Annotated in this window: 11 protein-coding genes and 1 pseudogene; 5 read left to right on the forward strand and 7 right to left on the reverse strand. The window is 72.3% G+C overall.

Features of this window, described 5'->3' with window-relative positions; translation table 11 throughout:
* The 7 genes from ACK4LS_RS13260 to ACK4LS_RS13290 all read right to left on the reverse strand — a co-directional run.
* Nucleotides 1-1,355: DEAD/DEAH box helicase (locus ACK4LS_RS13260; RefSeq protein ID WP_409718067.1), on the reverse strand; the 1,355-nt coding region annotated here is incomplete at its 3' end.
* A gap of 227 nt (nucleotides 1,356-1,582) precedes the next feature.
* Nucleotides 1,583-2,152, reverse strand: coding sequence for a DNA-3-methyladenine glycosylase I (locus tag ACK4LS_RS13265; protein ID WP_409718070.1), 570 nt, complete (start codon nucleotides 2,150-2,152; stop codon nucleotides 1,583-1,585).
* A gap of 331 nt (nucleotides 2,153-2,483) precedes the next feature.
* Entirely contained in the window at nucleotides 2,484-4,586 is a 2,103-nt protein-coding gene (locus tag ACK4LS_RS13270) for an acyl-CoA dehydrogenase (protein ID WP_409718073.1), read from the reverse strand.
* Between the two features lie 214 nt (nucleotides 4,587-4,800).
* Entirely contained in the window at nucleotides 4,801-6,840 is a 2,040-nt protein-coding gene (gene recQ, locus ACK4LS_RS13275; RefSeq protein WP_409718076.1) for a DNA helicase RecQ, read from the reverse strand.
* A 143-nt stretch (nucleotides 6,841-6,983) separates the two neighbouring features.
* The gene (eccCa, locus tag ACK4LS_RS13280; RefSeq protein WP_409718079.1) at nucleotides 6,984-10,985 is read right to left on the reverse strand and encodes a type VII secretion protein EccCa; all 4,002 of its coding nucleotides are present in this window, start codon (nucleotides 10,983-10,985) and stop codon (nucleotides 6,984-6,986) included.
* A complete protein-coding gene (locus ACK4LS_RS13285) occupies nucleotides 10,982-12,034 on the reverse strand; it encodes an RDD family protein (protein ID WP_409718082.1) in 1,053 nt (350 codons plus the stop codon). The genes eccCa and ACK4LS_RS13285 overlap by 4 nt, the downstream gene beginning before the upstream one ends.
* Nucleotides 12,031-13,395, reverse strand: a complete 1,365-nt coding sequence (locus ACK4LS_RS13290) for a hypothetical protein (RefSeq protein ID WP_409718085.1) — start codon at nucleotides 13,393-13,395, stop codon at nucleotides 12,031-12,033. The genes ACK4LS_RS13285 and ACK4LS_RS13290 overlap by 4 nt, the downstream gene beginning before the upstream one ends.
* A 294-nt stretch (nucleotides 13,396-13,689) precedes the next feature.
* Here ACK4LS_RS13290 and ACK4LS_RS13295 point away from each other — a divergent pair, with 294 nt between their 5' ends.
* From ACK4LS_RS13295 to ACK4LS_RS13315, 5 genes and pseudogenes are all read left to right on the forward strand, one after another.
* Nucleotides 13,690-14,001: a WXG100 family type VII secretion target gene (locus ACK4LS_RS13295; protein WP_055831852.1), complete on the forward strand. Its 312-nt coding sequence runs from the start codon at nucleotides 13,690-13,692 to the stop codon at nucleotides 13,999-14,001.
* Between the two features lie 37 nt (nucleotides 14,002-14,038).
* Entirely contained in the window at nucleotides 14,039-14,317 is a 279-nt protein-coding gene (locus ACK4LS_RS13300; protein WP_409718089.1) for a WXG100 family type VII secretion target, read from the forward strand.
* A 114-nt stretch (nucleotides 14,318-14,431) separates the two neighbouring features.
* Nucleotides 14,432-14,830, forward strand: coding sequence for a hypothetical protein (locus ACK4LS_RS13305; protein ID WP_409718091.1), 399 nt, complete (start codon nucleotides 14,432-14,434; stop codon nucleotides 14,828-14,830).
* Nucleotides 14,827-16,125, forward strand: a complete 1,299-nt coding sequence (locus tag ACK4LS_RS13310; protein ID WP_409718094.1) for a S8 family peptidase — start codon at nucleotides 14,827-14,829, stop codon at nucleotides 16,123-16,125. Before ACK4LS_RS13305 ends, ACK4LS_RS13310 begins: the two co-directional genes overlap by 4 nt.
* A pseudogene (locus ACK4LS_RS13315) lies at nucleotides 16,122-17,220 on the forward strand (hypothetical protein); the annotation flags it as partial. The gene ACK4LS_RS13310 and the pseudogene ACK4LS_RS13315, both read left to right, overlap by 4 nt.

A 17,220-nucleotide genomic window follows, 5' to 3' on the forward strand; every position in this document is an offset into this window, starting at 1 on the left:
GCCGCGGCGGGAGCCTCGGCGCCCTGGCCGTTGCCACCGCGGCCGCGACGACGGCGACCGCCGCCGGCGGGAGCCGCAGCATCCGCGCCCGGGGTGCGCGCCGCGCGCTTGCGCTGGGCGTTGGCGCCCTGGGAGCGACCGCCGCCCTGCTGCTGAGGTGCGACGACCGGCTCGGGCTTGACGTACGGGGCGACCTCGCCGACCAGCGCCACGACGGCGGGAGAGGTGGGCGTGACGGCCTGGGGCGCGGCCGAGATCTTGGCCTTGCGCAGGATGTCGAGGGTGTCGCGGCGCTGCTCGGGAAGCATGATCGTCACGACGTCACCGGCGGTCCCGGCGCGGGCGGTACGGCCCGAGCGGTGCAGGTACGCCTTGTGCTCGACGGGCGGGTCGACGTGCACGACCAGCTCGACGCCGTCGACGTGCACACCACGGGCGGCGACGTCGGTGGCCACGAGCACCTTGGCGCGGCCGTCGCCGAACGCGGCGAGGTTGCGGTCGCGCTGCGGCTGCGAGAGGTTTCCGTGCAGGTCGACCGAGGGGATGCCGGCCGCGGTCAGCGCCTTGGCCAGCTTCTTGGCCTGGTGCTTGGTGCGCATGAAGAGGATGCGACGCGCCGAGCCCGAGGCGAGCGTCTGCACGAGGTCCTTCTTGGCGTCGGCGTCGGCGGGGGCGAACACGTGGTGCGTCATCGCGGCGACGTGCGAGTGCGCCTCGTCGACGGAGTGCAGCACCTCGTTGCGAAGGAAGCGCTTCACGAGCTTGTCCACGCCGTTGTCGAGCGTCGCCGAGAACAGCAGACGCTGACCGTCGGCGGGCGTGCGCGACAGCAGGCGCGTGACACCGGGCAGGAAGCCCAGGTCGGCCATGTGGTCGGCCTCGTCGAGCACGGTGATCTCGATGTCGCCGAGGTTGGCGAAGCCCTGGCCGATCAGGTCTTCCAGGCGACCGGGGCACGCGACGAGGATGTCGACGCCCGCGGAGAGCGCGTCGACCTGACGCTTCTGGTTCACACCGCCGTAGACGGTGGTGGTGACCAGGCCGAAGGCCGCGGCGAGGGGCTTGATGACCTCGTCGATCTGGTTGGCCAGCTCGCGGGTCGGGGCCAGCACGAGGGCGCGGGGACGCCGGCCGCGGCGGCGGTCGGTCGTGGCGCCGAGGCGGGCGACGAGGGGCAGCGCGAAGGCGAGGGTCTTGCCGGACCCCGTCTTGCCGCGGCCGAGCACGTCGCGCCCGGCGAGGGTGTCGGGGAGGGTGTCCGCCTGGATCGGGAAGGGCTCGTTCTTGCCCTGCGAGGCGAGGACGTCGATGAGGGGTGCGGGCACGCCGAGATCGGCGAAAGTCTGGGACGTCATGAATACTCCTGCCGCGGCGCACGCGCGCACGGCGGTTCGGGATGCCGCGATGCTGCGGCTGCATGGGCGAAGGCGCCGGGTGGCGCATCCGTTCGCCGTGAAGGTCAAAGGCCCGAGAAGGGGCCGGTGCGTTCGACGACGCTCGAAGCGAAAGCTTCAACCCCCAGTGTAGCGCGCGCGGGCCGCGGGACATTCCCGCGCCCCGTGCGGCCGGCGCCCCACGGCGGTCAGGCCGCGCGCCAGCAGCCCGCGACGTGGTCGTCGACCATGCCCGACGACTGCATGAGGGCGTACATCGTCGTCGGACCGACGAAGCGGAAGCCGCGGCGCCGCAGCTCTTTGCTCATCGCCTCGGACTCGGGTGTCACCGCGGGCACCTCGGCGAACGTCGCCGGTGCGGTGTGCGAGGCCGGCGCGAACGACCACAACAGGGCGTCGAGCTCGCCCTCCGCCATCGCGGCCACGAGCCCGGCGTTGGCGATCACGGCCTCGATCTTTCCGCGGTGCCGGATGATTCCGGCATCCTGCAGGAGGCGATCGACGTCGGACGGGCCGAACGCCGCGACGACCTCGGGCTCGAAGTCGCGGAACACCTCGCGGAAACGGGGGCGCTTACGCAGGATCGTGATCCAGGCGAGGCCCGCCTGGAAGCCCTCGAGGCTCATCTTCTCGAAGAGCGGTCGGTCTCCGCGCAGCTCGGCGCCCCACTCCTCGTCGTGGTAGCGCTGGTACTCGGCATCGGCCCCGGCCCACGCGCAGCGGACGACACCGTCGGCCCCGGTCAGCACATCGCTCATGGCCCCAGGGTAGGGCGGACGTCCGACACCCGCGCAGCGCACTCCGCGACAGGCGATCCCGCGAGGACAGGACCGATCCGTCGCGTGAGGCCTGTTCTCGAGCGATCGCCTGTTCCCGTCGACATGGGGCACGGGGCCGCGCGTCCTCGCTGCGGCCACGGCGGGCGTGGGGCGACGCGCGTGCGGGGCGCACGAAAACAGGTGATCGTTCGAGAACAGGCCTCTTCGCCGCGACGCGGGCCTGTCCTCGAACGATCGCCTGTTCTCACGCGCCTGCGCGAAAGCCCGCCGCGCGTCGTTCGGACGCGGGGCGGGCTTTCGCGGCGGCGGGTCAGCGCGCGGGCTTCTTCTCCGGGACCGGTGCGTCGCCCGAGGCCTTCAGCGCGGCGTAGTACGACGCGGCCTCGTTCTGCCGGTCGTCCTCGATGCCGGAGGCGATCGAGGCGCGGATGTGCTCGGGGCCGTAGCCGAACGCGTCGACGAGGTCTTGCGCGTGCGGGCGGAGCCGGGCGCACAGCCGATCGATGTAGCTCGAGACCGCCGCCGCGCGCTGCGCCGACAGCCGACCGTTGATGAGGTACCACGCGAGGTGCTTCTCGATCAGCTGCAGGCCGAACAGGTCGCGGAGCCAGGTGAGCACGCGGAGGGTGTCGGGGTCGTCGACGCGGTTGACCGCGTCGGTGAACGCCTCCCACTGCAGCAGCTCGCCGTGCGCGCGAGCGGCTTCGATGAGCTCGGACTGGTTCTCGTTGAACAGGGCCGCCGCCGCCTCGCGCGGCAGCTTGGATGCCGGACGCAGGCGCCCCGCGATGTCGGCGATCATCTGCTGCACGCGGCCGGCCAGCAGCTCGTGCTGCTGCTCGGCACGGAGGCCGCGCTCGACGGAGCGCGCGGTCGAGCCGAGGTCGGTCACGGCCTGGCCGAGCTGACGCATGCCGGCACCGTGGAAGAGCTTCCCGGCCGTCTGTCCGACGGCGAAGGCGGCGAGCGCCTTGGCATCCTTGCCCTTGAACTGCTTGGCGTAATCGGCGAGCAGGCGCTTGCCGACGAGCTGCAGGAGGATGTTGTTGTCGCCCTCGAAGGTCACGTAGATGTCGAGGTCGGCGCGCAGGCCCACGAGGCGGTTCTCGAACAGGAAGCCCTGCCCGCCGCAGGCCTCGCGGGACTCCTGCAGCGTGTCGAGCGCGTGCCACGTCGACAGCGGCTTGAGGGCCGCGGCGAGGGTCTCGAGGTCTTCGCGGTCGGCGTCGGTGTCGAGGGCGCCGCTGAAGACGCCGTCGAACTTCTGCAGGAACTCGTCGTGCGCGAAGATCTGCGCGTACGTGGTCGCCAGGCGCGGCAGGAGACGCCGCTGGTGCTTGCCGTAGTCGAGCAGGGTCACCTCGGGGGTGCCGCTGCCCGAGTCGAACTGCCGGCGCTGGTTGCCGTAGGTGATCGCGATGGTCAGGCCGATGGCCGACGCCCACGCGGCCGCGCCGTCGAGCGAGACGCGGCCCTGCACGAGCGTGCCGAGCATCGTGAAGAAGCGGCGCCCCGGGCTGGCGATGTCGCTCGAGTACGTGCCGTCGGGGGCCACGTCGCCGTAGCGGTTGAGCAGGTTCGTGCGGGGCACGCGCACCTGATCAAAGTGGAGGCGGCCGTTGTCGATGCCGTTCAATCCGCCCTTGAGGCCGTCGTCCTCGCCGCCGATGCCGGGGAGGAACGCTCCCGACTCGTCGCGCAGCGGCACGTAGAAGCAGTGCACGCCGTGGTTCACGCCGTTGGTGATGAGCTGCGCGAAGACGGTCGCCGCCTTGCCGTGCAGGGCGGCGTTTCCGAGATAGTCCTTCCAGGCGCCGCGGAAGGGCGTGTGGAGGACGAACTCCTCGGTCGCGGGGTCGTACGTGGCGGTCGTGCCGATGGCCGACACGTCCGAGCCGTGCCCGGTCTCGGTCATCGCGAAGGCCCCGGGGATCTCGAGGCTCATGATGCCGGGGAGCCACTTGTCGTGGTGCTCGCGGGTGCCCAGCTGCAGAACCGCCGAGCCGAAGAGGCCCCACTGCACACCCGACTTGATCTGCAGGCTCGGGTCGGCCGCGACCAGTTCTTCGAAACCGGCGATGTTGGCGCCGTTGTTCTCCTCGCCGCCGAAGCGCTTCGGGAACGCGCGGTGCACCGCCTTGTTCTGCACGAGCAGGTGCAGCTGGCTGAGCGCGCGCTCGCGGTGGGCGTCCATGCCGAGACTGTCGTCGCGCCACAGCGCGGGGTCTTTGATCATCTCGCGCGCCTGGCGGCGGGTGTCGGCCCACGTGCCGAGGAGCAGGTCGGTGACCTTCTCGGTGTCGATGCGCGCCTCGGAGGCTTCCGCGGCGGTGTGGGCCGCGGTGGGCGCACCCCCGACGGGCGTGCGCGTGCTCGTGGCGGGCGTGGTGGGACGGACGGCGGCGTCGGTCATTTTCGGCACCTTTCGACGTTGCAAAGGGATGCCACCACGGTAGGTGTCCCACAACGACTGCTCAAACATCCTGTGCGATAGCGACAATGCCACCGCGGCCCGTCGCGAGCGGTCGTTGTGGGTGGTCAACATTCCCGGGAACAGGACGGGGGCGGCGGCCCGGCGGCGGGACCGGGGCGGGCCGGCGGCAGACCGGAGCGCGCGCCGACGGGCCTCAGGTCGCGGCGACCACCGTCAGGATGCCGTCGCCGTACGCCTCGCGCTTCTTCGCGCCGATACCGGTAATGCCGTCGAGGTCGGCGACCGACCCCGGGCGCGCGGCCGCGATCGCGCGCAGTGTGGCGTCGCCGAAGACGATGTAGGCCGGGACACCCTGCTCGCGGGCCTTCTCGGCGCGCCACGCACGGAGGGCTTCGAAGAGGTCGCGGTCGCCGGGGGCCACGTCGTCGGCACTCGACTTGCGGGGGCGGGACGACCCGCCGCCGCCACCGGTGCGACCGAGCGCGTCGCGCCGCAGCGGCACGGGCGTCTCGCCCCGCAGCACACCGCCCGACGCCTCGCTCAGGGCGAGCGTGCCGTAGTCGCCCTGCGCCACGACGATGCCGCGCGCCAGCAGCTGGCGGATGACGCTGCGCCAGTCCTGGTCGGAGAGATCGGCGCCCAGACCGTAGGTGCTCAGTCGGTCGTGTCCCTGCTGTGCGATGCGCTCGGTCTTCGCCCCCCGCAGGATGTCGATGAGGTGACCGGCACCGAACGCCTGGCCGCGCTCGCGCTGCAGGCGCACGATGGTCGACAGCAGCTTCTGCGCGGCGACGAGACCGTCCCACGTGTCGGGCGGCGTGAGGCAGGTGTCGCAGTTTCCGCACGGCTCGGAGCGCTGGCCGAAGTAGTCGAGAAGGTTCTGCCGGCGGCATCCGACCGTCTCGCACAGGGCCAGCATGGCGTCGAGATGCTGGCCGAGGCGCACCTTGTAGGAGCGGTCGCCGGGCGACTGGTCGATCATGCGGCGTTGCTGGACGACGTCTCCGAGACCGTAGGCCATCCACACCACCGACGGATCGCCGTCGCGACCGGCTCGACCGGTCTCCTGGTAGTACCCCTCGACCGACTTGGGCAGGTCGATGTGTGCGACGAAGCGCACGTCGGGCTTGTCGATGCCCATGCCGAAGGCGATCGTGGCGACCATGACCACCCCGTCGTCGCGGAGGAATCTCGACTGGTTCGCTGCGCGCACTGAGGTGTCGAGACCCGCGTGGTACGGCAGGGCGTCGAGACCCTGCGACGACAGGTAAGCAGCAGTCTGCTCGACGGTCTTGCGGCTGAGGGCGTAGACGATGCCGGCCGAACCCTCGGGCTGCGAACGGATGAACTGCACGAGCTGGCGCCGCGGGTCGACCTTGGCGTCGATGCGGTACTGGATGTTGGGCCGGTCGAAGCTGGCCACGAAGCCGCGGGCGTCGCGCAGGCGCAGGCGCTCCACGATCTCGCGTGCGGTCTCGGGCGTCGCGGTCGCGGTGAGCGCCATGCGGGGGACGCCCGGGAAACGCTCGGCGAGGTCGCCCAGGGCGAGGTAGTCGGGGCGGAAGTCGTGCCCCCATTGCGACACGCAGTGCGCCTCGTCGATCGCGATGACGCTGAGTCGACCTCGGGAGAGAAGGCCGAGGGTCTGCGCCCCGTTGAGCCGCTCGGGCGCGACGTAGAGCAGATCGAGCTCCCCGGCGAGGTAGGCCTGCTCGACCGCCTGACGCTCGGCCGGGGACTGCGTGGAGTTGAGATAACCGGCGCGCACGCCGTTGGCGATGAGCGCCTCGACCTGGTCGTGCATGAGCGCGATGAGCGGGCTCACCACGAGTCCGGTGCCCGGGCGCACGAGCGCCGGCACCTGATACGTGACGCTCTTGCCGCCACCGGTCGGCATGAGCACGACCGCGTCGCCACCCGAGACGACGTGCCCGACGATGTCGGCCTGATCGCCGCGGAAGGCGTCGTAACCGTAGACCTCGTGCAGCACCTCGCGCGGATCGCGGCCGGTGAAGTCGCGGACGGCGGGCAGTTCGCGGGCGGTCCCGGTCGCCGCGGCCGCCCGGGCGAACGCCGACGAGGGGTCGACCGGCGGTGGCGGCGCGTCGGAGTCGTCCGGCGGCGCGAACAGGTCGGGGTCCCAGTCGGCGCCGGCGTAGGGGTCGTCGGGGATGTCGTACGACTCGGGCGGCGCGTCGGCGTACGACTCGGAGGCGGCGCCGGGATATGTCACCCCTCCACGGTAACCCGGGCCACCGACACCGACGCCGCCCGGGCGTGCGTCGGGGACACCGGGGCGGCGGACCGGAGGGTGGGGAGGAGCCGTGCGGCGCCGTGCCGCGCGCCGTCATGACCGGTCGGCCCGGCGTCGGCGGCTCAGTTCGACGGCGGCGAGAACACCAGCTGGGAGGCGACGAGACCGTGCTCGCGGCTGACGATCTGCGCGCGCCCCGGTGCCGCACGCTCGGGCTTGACCCGGCCGATGAGCGCCCCCTCCTCGGGGTTCCCGCCGAGAAGGATGCCCGTCACCCCCAGGTCGGTGAAGCGCTGGATGATCGGGTCGTAGGCCGCGCGGCTCGCGCCGCCCGACCGGCGGGTCAGGATGACGTGCAGACCGAGGTCGCCGGCCTGCGCGAGCAGGGGCTGCAGGACGGCGAGGGGGTTGCCCTGGCTGGTGGCGACGAGGTCGTAGTCGTCGACCAGGATGAAGCCTTCGGCGCCCTTCCACCAACTGCGCTCACGGAGCTGCGCCGGAGTGACGTCGGGCCCCGGGATGCGCGTGGAGAAGTACTGGGCGAGGTCGTTCATGCCGCCCGTGGCCAGGTCGTGCGAGGTGAGGTACGCCCCGAGGTAGTCGTCGGGGATCTCGCCGAGCAGCGCGCGACGGTAATCGACGACGAAGATCTTCGCCTTGGCCGGGGTGTACAGCCGCTGGATCTCCGAGGCGACCGCCCGGAGGAACGAGGACTTGCCCATACCGGAATCGCCGTAGACGAACAGGTGGGGCTCCACGCGCGGGTCGACGCCGAACGGCGAGAGCTGCGCCTCCTCGATACCCAGCAGCATCCGGGCGTCCCCCGGTTGGGCGGCGGCGCGCACCTCGTCGAGGGTGACGCTCTCGGGAAGCAGTCGCAGCTTCGGTCCGGGCTCGCCGCGCCAGGCACCCGCGACGCGCGCGATCATGTCGGCGACGCCGTCGGCGATGGTCGAGGGATCGTCGGAGCCGTCGACGCGGGGCACCGCGGTGAGCATCTGCAGCTTCGACGCGCTGAGTCCTCGGCCGGGCTGACCGACGGGCACATTCGCCGCCTGCTTGCGATCGACGTCGGAATCGGTCGGATCTCCCAAACGCAGCTCGAGACGCGTCTGGATGAGGTCCTTCAGGTTGGCGCGGATCTCGAGCCACCGGTTCGCCGTCACGACGACGTGCACACCGAAGCTGAGGCCACGGGCCGCGATCGTCTGCACGCGGGCCTCGAGGGGCTCGAACTCCGAACGCAGGGTCGACCAGCCGTCGATGACGAGGAACACGTCGCCGAAGCCGTCGTCGAGACGCCCCTCCCGACGGCGCGAGCGATAGGTCTCGATCGAGTCCACCGCGTTGCGGCGGAAGTACTGCTCGCGGGCGTCGAGCACGGCCTCCACCTCGGCGACGGCGCGGCGCACCGCCTCGGGCTCCGTGCGCGTGGCGACGCCCGACACGTGCGGGTGCTGCTGCATCGAGGTGAACCCGCCCCCGCCGAAGTCGAGCACGAAGAACTGGAACTCGCGCGGTGTGCCCGTCAGCGCGAGGGCCGACACCAGGGTGCGCGCGAGGGTCGACTTGCCGCTGAGGGGCGAGCCGACGATGGCGACGTGTCCGGCCGCCCCGCCCAGCGACACGGTGAGGTGGTCGCGGCGCTGCTCGAGCGGGATGTCGATGAGACCGATCGGGACGGTGAGTGCGCCCGCGTCGCGCCAGCGGCGGGAGACGAGGCCGAGGTCGGCGTCTTCGGCGAGATCCGGCATGAGCGCGTCCAGCGGCGACGGCTCGGCGAGCGGCGGCAGCCACACCTGGTGCGCCTCCGGCCCGCGGTCCTTCATGCGGTCGACGGCGATCTGGAACGTCGACCGCTTCTCGGCGACGGGGGCCGCCACCGCCGCGGGGGCGGCATCCATCTGCTCGTCCGCTTCGTCGTCGGGCTGGGCCGCGGCCGTGAAGACCTCCACCCGCGCGGGGCCGCCCGAGGCGACGTCGGCCTCGTCGATCGCCAGACCGGCGTTGCCGCGGGGACGACCCGACACGTAGGCGGCGCGGAACTGCACGAGGTTCTCGGTGTCGCTCTTGAGGAAGCCGACACCCGGTTCCTGCGGCAGCGTGTACGCGTCGGGCGTGCCGATGATCGTGCGCGACTCGGAGGCCGAGAAGGTGCGCAGACCGATGCGGTAGGAGAGGTAGGTGTCGAGGCCGCGGAGCTTGCCCTCCTCGAGACGCTGGGATGCCAGCAGCAGGTGCACGTGCAGCGAACGCCCGACGCGACCGATGTTGAGGAAGCTGTCGACGAACTCGGGCTTGGCCGTCAGCAGCTCGGAGAACTCGTCGACCACGATGAGCAGCGCCGGAAGCGGCTCGAGGTCGGTGCGGCCGCCGTGACGGGCGGCCTCGTACTCGCCGACGTTGGCGAAGTTGCCGGCGGCGCGCAGCAGCTCCTGGCGGCGCACCACCTCGCCCTGCAGGGCGTCCTGGAAGCGATCGACCAGGGCGAGCTCGCTGCCGAGGTTGGTGATGACGGCCGAGACGTGCGGCATCTCCGCCATGCCTGCGAAGGTCGCGCCGCCCTTGAAGTCGACGAGCACGAAATTCAGCTGCTCGGGCGAGTGCGTCATGGCCAGGGCGAGAACGAGCGTCCGCAGTACCTCCGACTTGCCCGAGCCCGTCGCGCCGACCATCACGCCGTGCGGACCCATGCCCTGCGAGGCCGATTCCTTCAGGTCGAGCACGAGCGGCGTCCCCGACGGCTCCTGACCGATCGGAACGCGAAGACGGTCGCGCTCGAGACGTGGCGTCCAGGCCTGGTCGAAGTCGACGGTGCGCACGTCGGGCAGGCCGAGCAGCTCGGTCAGCTCGGCCTGCCCCTGCGTCGTGGGGGCGTCGACGACGACCATCGGCGCGGGGCGCAGCGGCATGAGCCGGCGGGCCGTCGCCTCGGCCTCGGCCACCGTCATGGCATCCGGACGGAACGACTGCGCGCGGCCCGCGCCGTCGATGAACTCGGCGGGGGACGCCTCGGGCTGCACCTCACCCCGTCGCGCGCGGACGGCGACGGGCGCCGTGGCGAGGGCGACGCGTGCCACCGCCGGGTCGTCGAGTTCGTCCCATCGCGTGGGCAGATCGATGACGGTGACACCCTGCGCGCCCTCGAGGCCGGCGAGGGGCGTGTTCGTCGTCGCCTCGACACCGTCGACCACGAGCACGACGTGCGGGGTGACACCGCCACCCGGGGTGAACCGGGGACGACCGGCCAGCTGCGCGGGCAGCATGTCCATCAGCTCGTCGGCCGATGCCGCGATCATGCGCGCGGGGCCCAGTCGGTCCTGGACGCGCGACGACATCGCGTGCGGCAACCACTTCACCCAGTCCCACGCGGCCGTCTGACCGGGACCGGCCAGCACGGCGATCACGACGTCCTCCGGGTCGTGCAGCGTCGCCGCGGACGCCACCAGCGAGCGCGCCAGGGCGCGGACGGCCTCCTCGTCGGGGCCCACCAGCTCGATGCGCGCGTACTCGCCGAGGGGGAAGCCCAGGGGCAGATCACGCTGGATCTCGTGCGTGAGCATGAAGCGGTGCGCCGCCGACGCGGCGACCGGGTCGAGCTGCGCGAGTGGGGGGAGCTCGGGCGCCTCGAGCGTGAGGCTGAGCGGCTGATCCGCCACGCCGATCCGCGCGAGGAGGAAGGTCTCGTCGCCGGGCTGGCGCTCCCACACGCGGGAGCGTTCCTCGGCGATGTACGGAAGGGCGGCCGGGGCGGGCATGACCCACCCGCCGTGTCGGCGCTGCTTGCGCGCGGCCACGCGGACGGTCTCGCGCAGATCGGACAGGTACGCGAGGTACTCCCGCCGGTTGCCGAGCACCTCGGCGTTGCGCTGCGCGCGCTGGCGCCAGCCGTTGACGGCGACGAAGCCGAGCGACGACAGCAGGAACATGCCGCCGATGAGGAAGCCGGTGGGGCCGCTGTTGGAGATCGTGACCATGACGATCGCGCCCACGCTGCCGAGCATCGGCAGGAGAGAGGTGAGGATGCCGCTGCCGCCCTCGTTCGGGACGAGCTCGGGCGGCGCCTGCAGGACGATGCGCCCGGTGGGCTGAGACGGCGGGGCGATGCGCGGACCCGTGCTCACACCGGACCTCCGATCAGGCGACTGAGGGTGAAGACGCGCTCGCTGAGGCGCACGCGGGTGCCCTCCTCGAGCAGCGTGCGGGAACCGGGCTGCAGCGGGTGGACGGCGCCGTCGTCGTCGATGAGCTCGGAGCCGTTCGTGGAGCCCACGTCGATCACCCACGCGGTCTCGCCGTCGTGCTCGAGACGCAGGTGGGTCTTCGAGATGAGCCGATCGGGATCGTCGACGGCGATGAGCACGTCGCCCGGTCGGCTTGCGACGGGGGCGCGGCCGAAGTTCACGGCCGCCGGCAGGTCGAACTGTTCGCGCTGGCCGGTGTCGAACACCACGAGCAGCTGCGCGCTGCCCACCGTGCCGGTCAGGGTGGGCTCGGCGGCGGGCACGGCCACGGGGGCCGCGGCGACGCTCACGGCGCGCTCGCCCGCGGCGGCGGGCGCCTCGACGGCGGCAGGCGTCGTCGACGACGTCGCCGCTGCGGCGTCGACGGCCAACAGGGGGGTGCCCCACGCCGGAGCCGCGGGCAGGGCCGCGGCAGCGGCGTCCACGCGCAGGGGCTCGCGGGAAGCGGCGGTTCGTGCGTGCACGGTGGGCTCCGCGAGGGCGCGGGCGCCCTCGGCATCCTCGTCGCCACCGCCACGGGGCGCGCTGAGCAGGACCGTGCCCGCCGCGCGGTCCGCCCACGAACGTCGCCGACCCGAACGGTCCCACCCCGCCGAGGCGACCACGACCCAGGCGCCGGCCACTAGCACGAAACCCCCGAGCACGACGAGGAAGCCGCGCACGAACGCCCGTCCCGCTCCGGGCACGAGAGGCGCCTCGACGCGCGAGGTGCGCAGACCGAACAGCAGCGCACCGGGCGTCGCACCGCGGCGGGCCTGCAGGATCCACAGGCCGAGCAGGGCCTCCGCGGCGACCGCCGCCCCCAGCACGGGAGAACCGAGGAGGGATGCCACTCCCGCGGCGATGATCACGAGGGCCGCGTCGACGCTGAAGGCGCCCATGCGTACCCCCACCGTCGCGGGCACGCCGAACGGCGGCGACTGCGTCATGTCGCCATCATCGCACGCGCGATCTCGATCGCCCCGGCGGCGAGCATGCCGGCCGGGAGCGACAGAGCCGTCGCGAGCGCCTCGAAGACGTCGCCGGTGCGCGACCAGCCCAGCGAGCGGAGACCGCGCCCCACCGGCACGACCAGCAGAGCCGCCGCGAGACCGACGACGAGCACGAGGCCCGCGACGAGCACCAGCATCTCGCGCGGGATCGTCGGCACCAGAGCGACCAGGACCGCCGCCACCACGACGATCGCCCCGCCGCGCGCCACCCAGCGCAGGAACGGCACCGTGCTCTTGCGCGACCCCAGCAGCAGGGCGAGCACCACGGTCGCGGCCAGCGCGATGCGCCCCCCGAGCAGCACCGGGTCGGCGACGGCGAATGTCGGGAGCGCGGTGAACGCACTCGCCGCACCCGCCGCGACCAGCAGCACCACGCCGACCACGAGCCGCGCGGTCGAACGCTCGACGAGGGCGTCGGCGTCGTCGGCCTCGATCGTGCGCACCTCGTCGGGCAGACTCTGCCGCACGGTCCAACGGGTGCTCTGGAAGCGCGCGTAATCGATGAAGGTGCCGGGCGCGACGTCGACGAGGCTGGACTGCAGCACGCGCTGGGCGACGGGCACGAGCCCGAGGGTGACGGCGGCGGGCGCCGAGGGGTCGAGGTGCAGCAGCAGCGACAGGCCCCACACCGCCGCGAGGACCGCGGTCACGATCGCCGCGGTGCGGCTCTGGGCCCGCACCGTCTGCGTCGCTCCCAGGATGCCGATGACGCCGGAGACGACCGAGGCGGCCAGGAGCCCCGTGAACACCGCGACCTGCGTCGACGCCGCGGGCAGCTCGGGCACGATCGCCACGCCTCCGCCGAACGCAAGCACGACGACCGCCAGGACGGGCGCCAGCGTGGGCGAGCCGGGTCGGGCCCGCAGCGCGAACACCGCCGCGGCGGCGAGAGCGGCCACGAGGGCGGCCGCCGCCATCGGGGTGCGTACGGGAGCGGGCAGCGCGTCGGCGCCGAGCAGACGGAGCAGAGCCAGGATGCCGCCGGCGGCCGTCAGCACGGCCCAGGCGGCGGTCACGCGCGAGGCCGCCGGAGTGGGCGCGGAGCGCCTCGTCGACGACGGGGCGGCCACGGCGGGATCGACGAGCACGAGCACGGCGCCGTCGTCGAGCGCGGTCATCGCGGTGCCCCGCGGGATCTCGCGTCCGGAGACGCCCACGACACGGACACCGTGCCGGGGCTCGGCCCCCGCGGCACGAAGCACGTCGGCGACGGTCGCGCGCAGGGGGACCACCAGATCGACACGGGATGCGCCGTCGATGAGGGCGACACGTCGCCCCTGCATCACTTCCGCGCTCAACGGTCCCCCTCGTTCTCGCGCCACCGACCCGGGGGTCGCCGTAACCGCACCAGCGTATCCGCACGCGCGGGGGCGGGTCGGCCTTTCCACCCGTCATCGGGCTTATAGATGAGAGTTTTGTCATGTTGCAATATGCGCAAGAGGGTTGTCGCGCCGACGGGCTTTACGTATGTTCGAGATCCGGTGGGGGGCTCCGGTCACTCCATCGATCCCGCGCGCGGGGCCGAATCCCGCGCGTGAAGACATGATCCGCAACGCCCGGGCGCGCCCCGGAGGAACATCGAGGAGACAGACGTGGCAGATCTCATCGCAGCCCAGGAGGGTGCGCTTCGTCGCGGGGCCGAGGCGGTCAACACCGCGAAGTCGGGCATCGACGAGCAGGTGCGCAAGGTGCGCACCGAACTCGATCAGGTGGCCGGCTTCTGGACCGGCGCCGCGGCCGGTTCGTACACGCAGCTCATGCAGCGGTGGAACGAAGAGACCACCAAGCTCAACAACGTGCTCGTCACGCTCGAAGACGCCCTGCGCGGCACCGAGCGCGACCAGGCGGCGTCGGAAGAGTCGCACCAGCAGACCATCGGCAACCTGGGCTCCCTGCTCGGCTGACCCGCTCGACACGAAAGAAGGTACTCCCATGCAGTCCATGTCCGTTCGTCCCGAGCAGGTCATCGCCCTCTCCGGTCAGATCCGCAACGGTGCCTCCGGCATCCGCACCCGTCTCGACGAGCTCGAGTCCCAGGTCAGCGCCCTCCGTTCCTCGTGGGACGGCGAGGCGCAGACCGCGTACGACCAGGCCCAGGCCCAGTGGACGCAGTCGATCACCCGCCTGAACGAGCTGCTCCAGCAGATCGCCGGCAAGACCGACGAGATCGCCCAGGGCTACACCTCGACCGACAAGTCGGCCGCGGGCCGCTTCGCCTGAACCACCCGAACCGGCGGTCGTCACGACGGCCGCCGGTTCTGTGGGTTCGCGCCCACGCCCGCGGCGCACCGCTGATTCCCCCCGCATACCGGTCACAGAGAAACGAGTGGTCCCATGGCCGATTCGATCAGCCTCAGCATCGAGCTCGCCCTGCAGCGCGTCCTGCAGCTGACTCAAGCGCCTGACGAGCTGCCCTCCGCGGGCGCCGTCGAGATCGTCGACGGCAATGCCACCGAGCCGGCGGCGTCGGCGTTCACCGAGCGCCTGCGCACGCGCGCGAACGAGCTGGCGACCGAGATCGAGAAGGTGCGCCAGTCGGTGGCCGAGAGCGCCGACGCGCTCGCCCAGGCGGCCCAGGCACTCCAAGACACCGACACCTTCAGCTCGTCGATCGCGCAGCAGGCTCTGTCGGTCGTGGAGTCCGCGGGCCAGACGTCGGCGGACACCGCCTCGGCGCCCACCACGGGCGGCGCGGCCGGCGTGCGCGCGGTGCTCCCCGGAGCCCCCCAGTGACCCCACTCCGACGACGGGGCTCACGCGCTCTCGCCGCGGTTCTCGTCTCCGGCGTCCTGGCCGCCACCGGAGCCGCCCCGGCCGCACAGGCGGCGGGGGGCGGCGACTTCGACTGGTGGTACGACACCTATCAGGTCCAGGCCGCGCACGACGCAGGTCTGACAGGAGCCGGCGTCAAGGTCGCCGTCATCGACGGCCAGATCAACCCGGCCCTGCCGATCTTCGAGGGCCGCAACCTCACCGTCTCCGACACCCAGATCTGCCGGTCCCGCACCGAACCGGTGTCGGACGAGGCCCAAGAGGCGTCGATCCACGGCAGCACGATGGCGTCGATGATCATCGGCAACGGATCGGGCCCCAGCGGCGTGCGCGGAATCGCCCCCGACGCCGAGGTCGTCTTCTACGGCTACGGCTCGATGAGCTCCGAAGAGGACTACTGCCGCCCCGACACCGACGACGACATCTCGTCTTTCGGCTACGCGGTGAAGACGGCCGTCGATGACGGGGCCGAGATCATCACGGTCTCGGTGTCGACGGTCGCGTACGACAACGACGCCCCGGTCATCGCCTACGCCCTCGCTCGCGGGGCGGTCGTGGTCGTCTCGACACCGAACTCCGATTTCGCCGTCGGCGCCGGAGACGATCTGACGACGATGAACGGAGTGCTGGGCGCCTCCGCCATCGACCGCACCGGGGCGCTGCAGACCGACGACGACGGCGCCGTCTTCGCCGTCCCGCACACCGACGTCGTCGCCGCGGGAGTGAACCTGCCCACCGTCGGGATCGACGGTGACTGGAACTCCTCCCGTGTCGCCACCGGCTCCTCCTACGCCGCCCCGATCGTTACCGGCATGCTGGCCCTCGCCGCGCAGAAGAATCCCGACGCCACCGGCAATCAGCTCGCGCAGGCGTTGATCTCGACCACGAACGGCCAGCAGCACGACCCGGCTCGCACCGAAGACGGGTACGGATACGGCGCAGCATGGCTGCCCAGCCTGCTCGGCGTCGACCTCACCTCTCTCCCCGACGAGACGCCGCTCACGGGCAAGCCCTCGGGGTTCCCCACGTCGGAGCAACTCGACACGGCCGAGACCGAGGGGTACGTGCCCGTCGTCGCCCCGCGCAGCGCCGATCAGTACGACGACGCCGCAGCGCCGTCCGACGGTGGCGACATCGGCTCGCTCGTTCTGTGGGTGGCCGTCGGCATCGGCATCCTCGTGGTGGTCGCCGTCGTCGTCACCGTGATCATCGTCGTCACCCAACGCCGCAAGGCCGGAAAGGGGAACACACCATGACAGGTACCTGGGAACAGCGCCTCCTGAACCTGGCCGAGGGGGGCGTTCCATGGGATCTCCCCACGCGCTTCGAGCTGGCGAGCGCGCTGAACTCGCTCAAGCAGGTGCTCCAGGCCGCCGCCGAGAACCCCGGTCTCGCCGGGCAGTCCGGTGACGCGGCCCGGACGAGGTTCACGGATTTCGCGAGCGAGATCGACGAGCAGATCCGTTATCTCCAGGATCACGTCCCCGATCGCCTCGAACAGGCGAACGAGGTTCGTCGTCAGGCGCGGGACGCAGCGGCGACTCTCCCGGCGGGTCAGATGAACCCCGGCCAGGAGGCCCTCGTTCGCGGTGCGGCGACCGGCGCCACCCTCATGTTCGGTCCGGTCGCCTTCCTGGCCGGTGAGGGCGCGAGTCGCGCCGTCAACGGTTACATGGCGTCGCAGCGGGAGGCCGCTGCCCGCGAGGCGGTGAGGACCCACTCCGATCGTCTCGATGCGGTCGAGGTGTCCCCCGTGCCGTCGTTCGGGAAGTTCTCCGTCAAATCCGGGACCCCGACCCCGGCGCCCTCCCCGTCCGGATTCCCGGGAGGCGGTTCCGGGTCCGGAGGCGGGCGCAGCTTCGAGTCCTACCCCGACTGGGATCTCTCCGGTGGAGGAACGGGGCCGGGCGACGGCGGGGTGTCCACGCCCCCGCCCGGCCACGCGGACGCACCGCCGACTCCGGGCGACTACGGTCCGTTCCCCGGCGGCGTGCCCGGGCAGCCCCCCGGGGCACAGCCCCCCATCGACATCGGGAACGTCCCCGACGACCCGACGCCGGACGGCCCGATCAGCGGCAGCCCGACGCTCCCCGGGGGCGCCCCGACGCTGCCCGGCGGCATCCCCCTGGCCCCCGGAGGGGGCGGGGGCGGCGGCGGTCTCGTCGGCGCGCCCGGTGGCCCCGGTGCGGGAATCGGTTCCGGACTCGGCGCGGGTCTCATCGCCGGTGGCGGCGGCGCGCTCGCGCTCGGCCGTGTCGGTGGCGGCGGCCTTCCCGGTGCGCCGGGTGGGCGCCTGTTCGGCGGCCCCGCCGGCGGGTCGGCGGGCGTCGGCGGCGCACGTTCGGGCGGAC

The organism is Microbacterium sp. (assembly GCF_046295495.1).
In the GTDB taxonomy this organism is placed as follows: Bacteria; Actinomycetota; Actinomycetes; order Actinomycetales; family Microbacteriaceae; genus Microbacterium.

Coding starts and splice junctions, on each gene's coding strand:
- ACK4LS_RS13270 (WP_409718073.1), bottom strand. CDS start 4,586: ATGACCGACGCCGCCGTCCGTCCCACCACGCCCGCCACGAGCACGCGC.
- ACK4LS_RS13285 (WP_409718082.1), bottom strand. CDS start 12,034: ATGACGCAGTCGCCGCCGTTCGGCGTGCCCGCGACGGTGGGGGTACGC.
- ACK4LS_RS13300 (WP_409718089.1), top strand. CDS start 14,039: ATGTCCGTTCGTCCCGAGCAGGTCATCGCCCTCTCCGGTCAGATCCGC.
- ACK4LS_RS13265 (WP_409718070.1), bottom strand. CDS start 2,152: ATGAGCGATGTGCTGACCGGGGCCGACGGTGTCGTCCGCTGCGCGTGG.
- ACK4LS_RS13305 (WP_409718091.1), top strand. CDS start 14,432: ATGGCCGATTCGATCAGCCTCAGCATCGAGCTCGCCCTGCAGCGCGTC.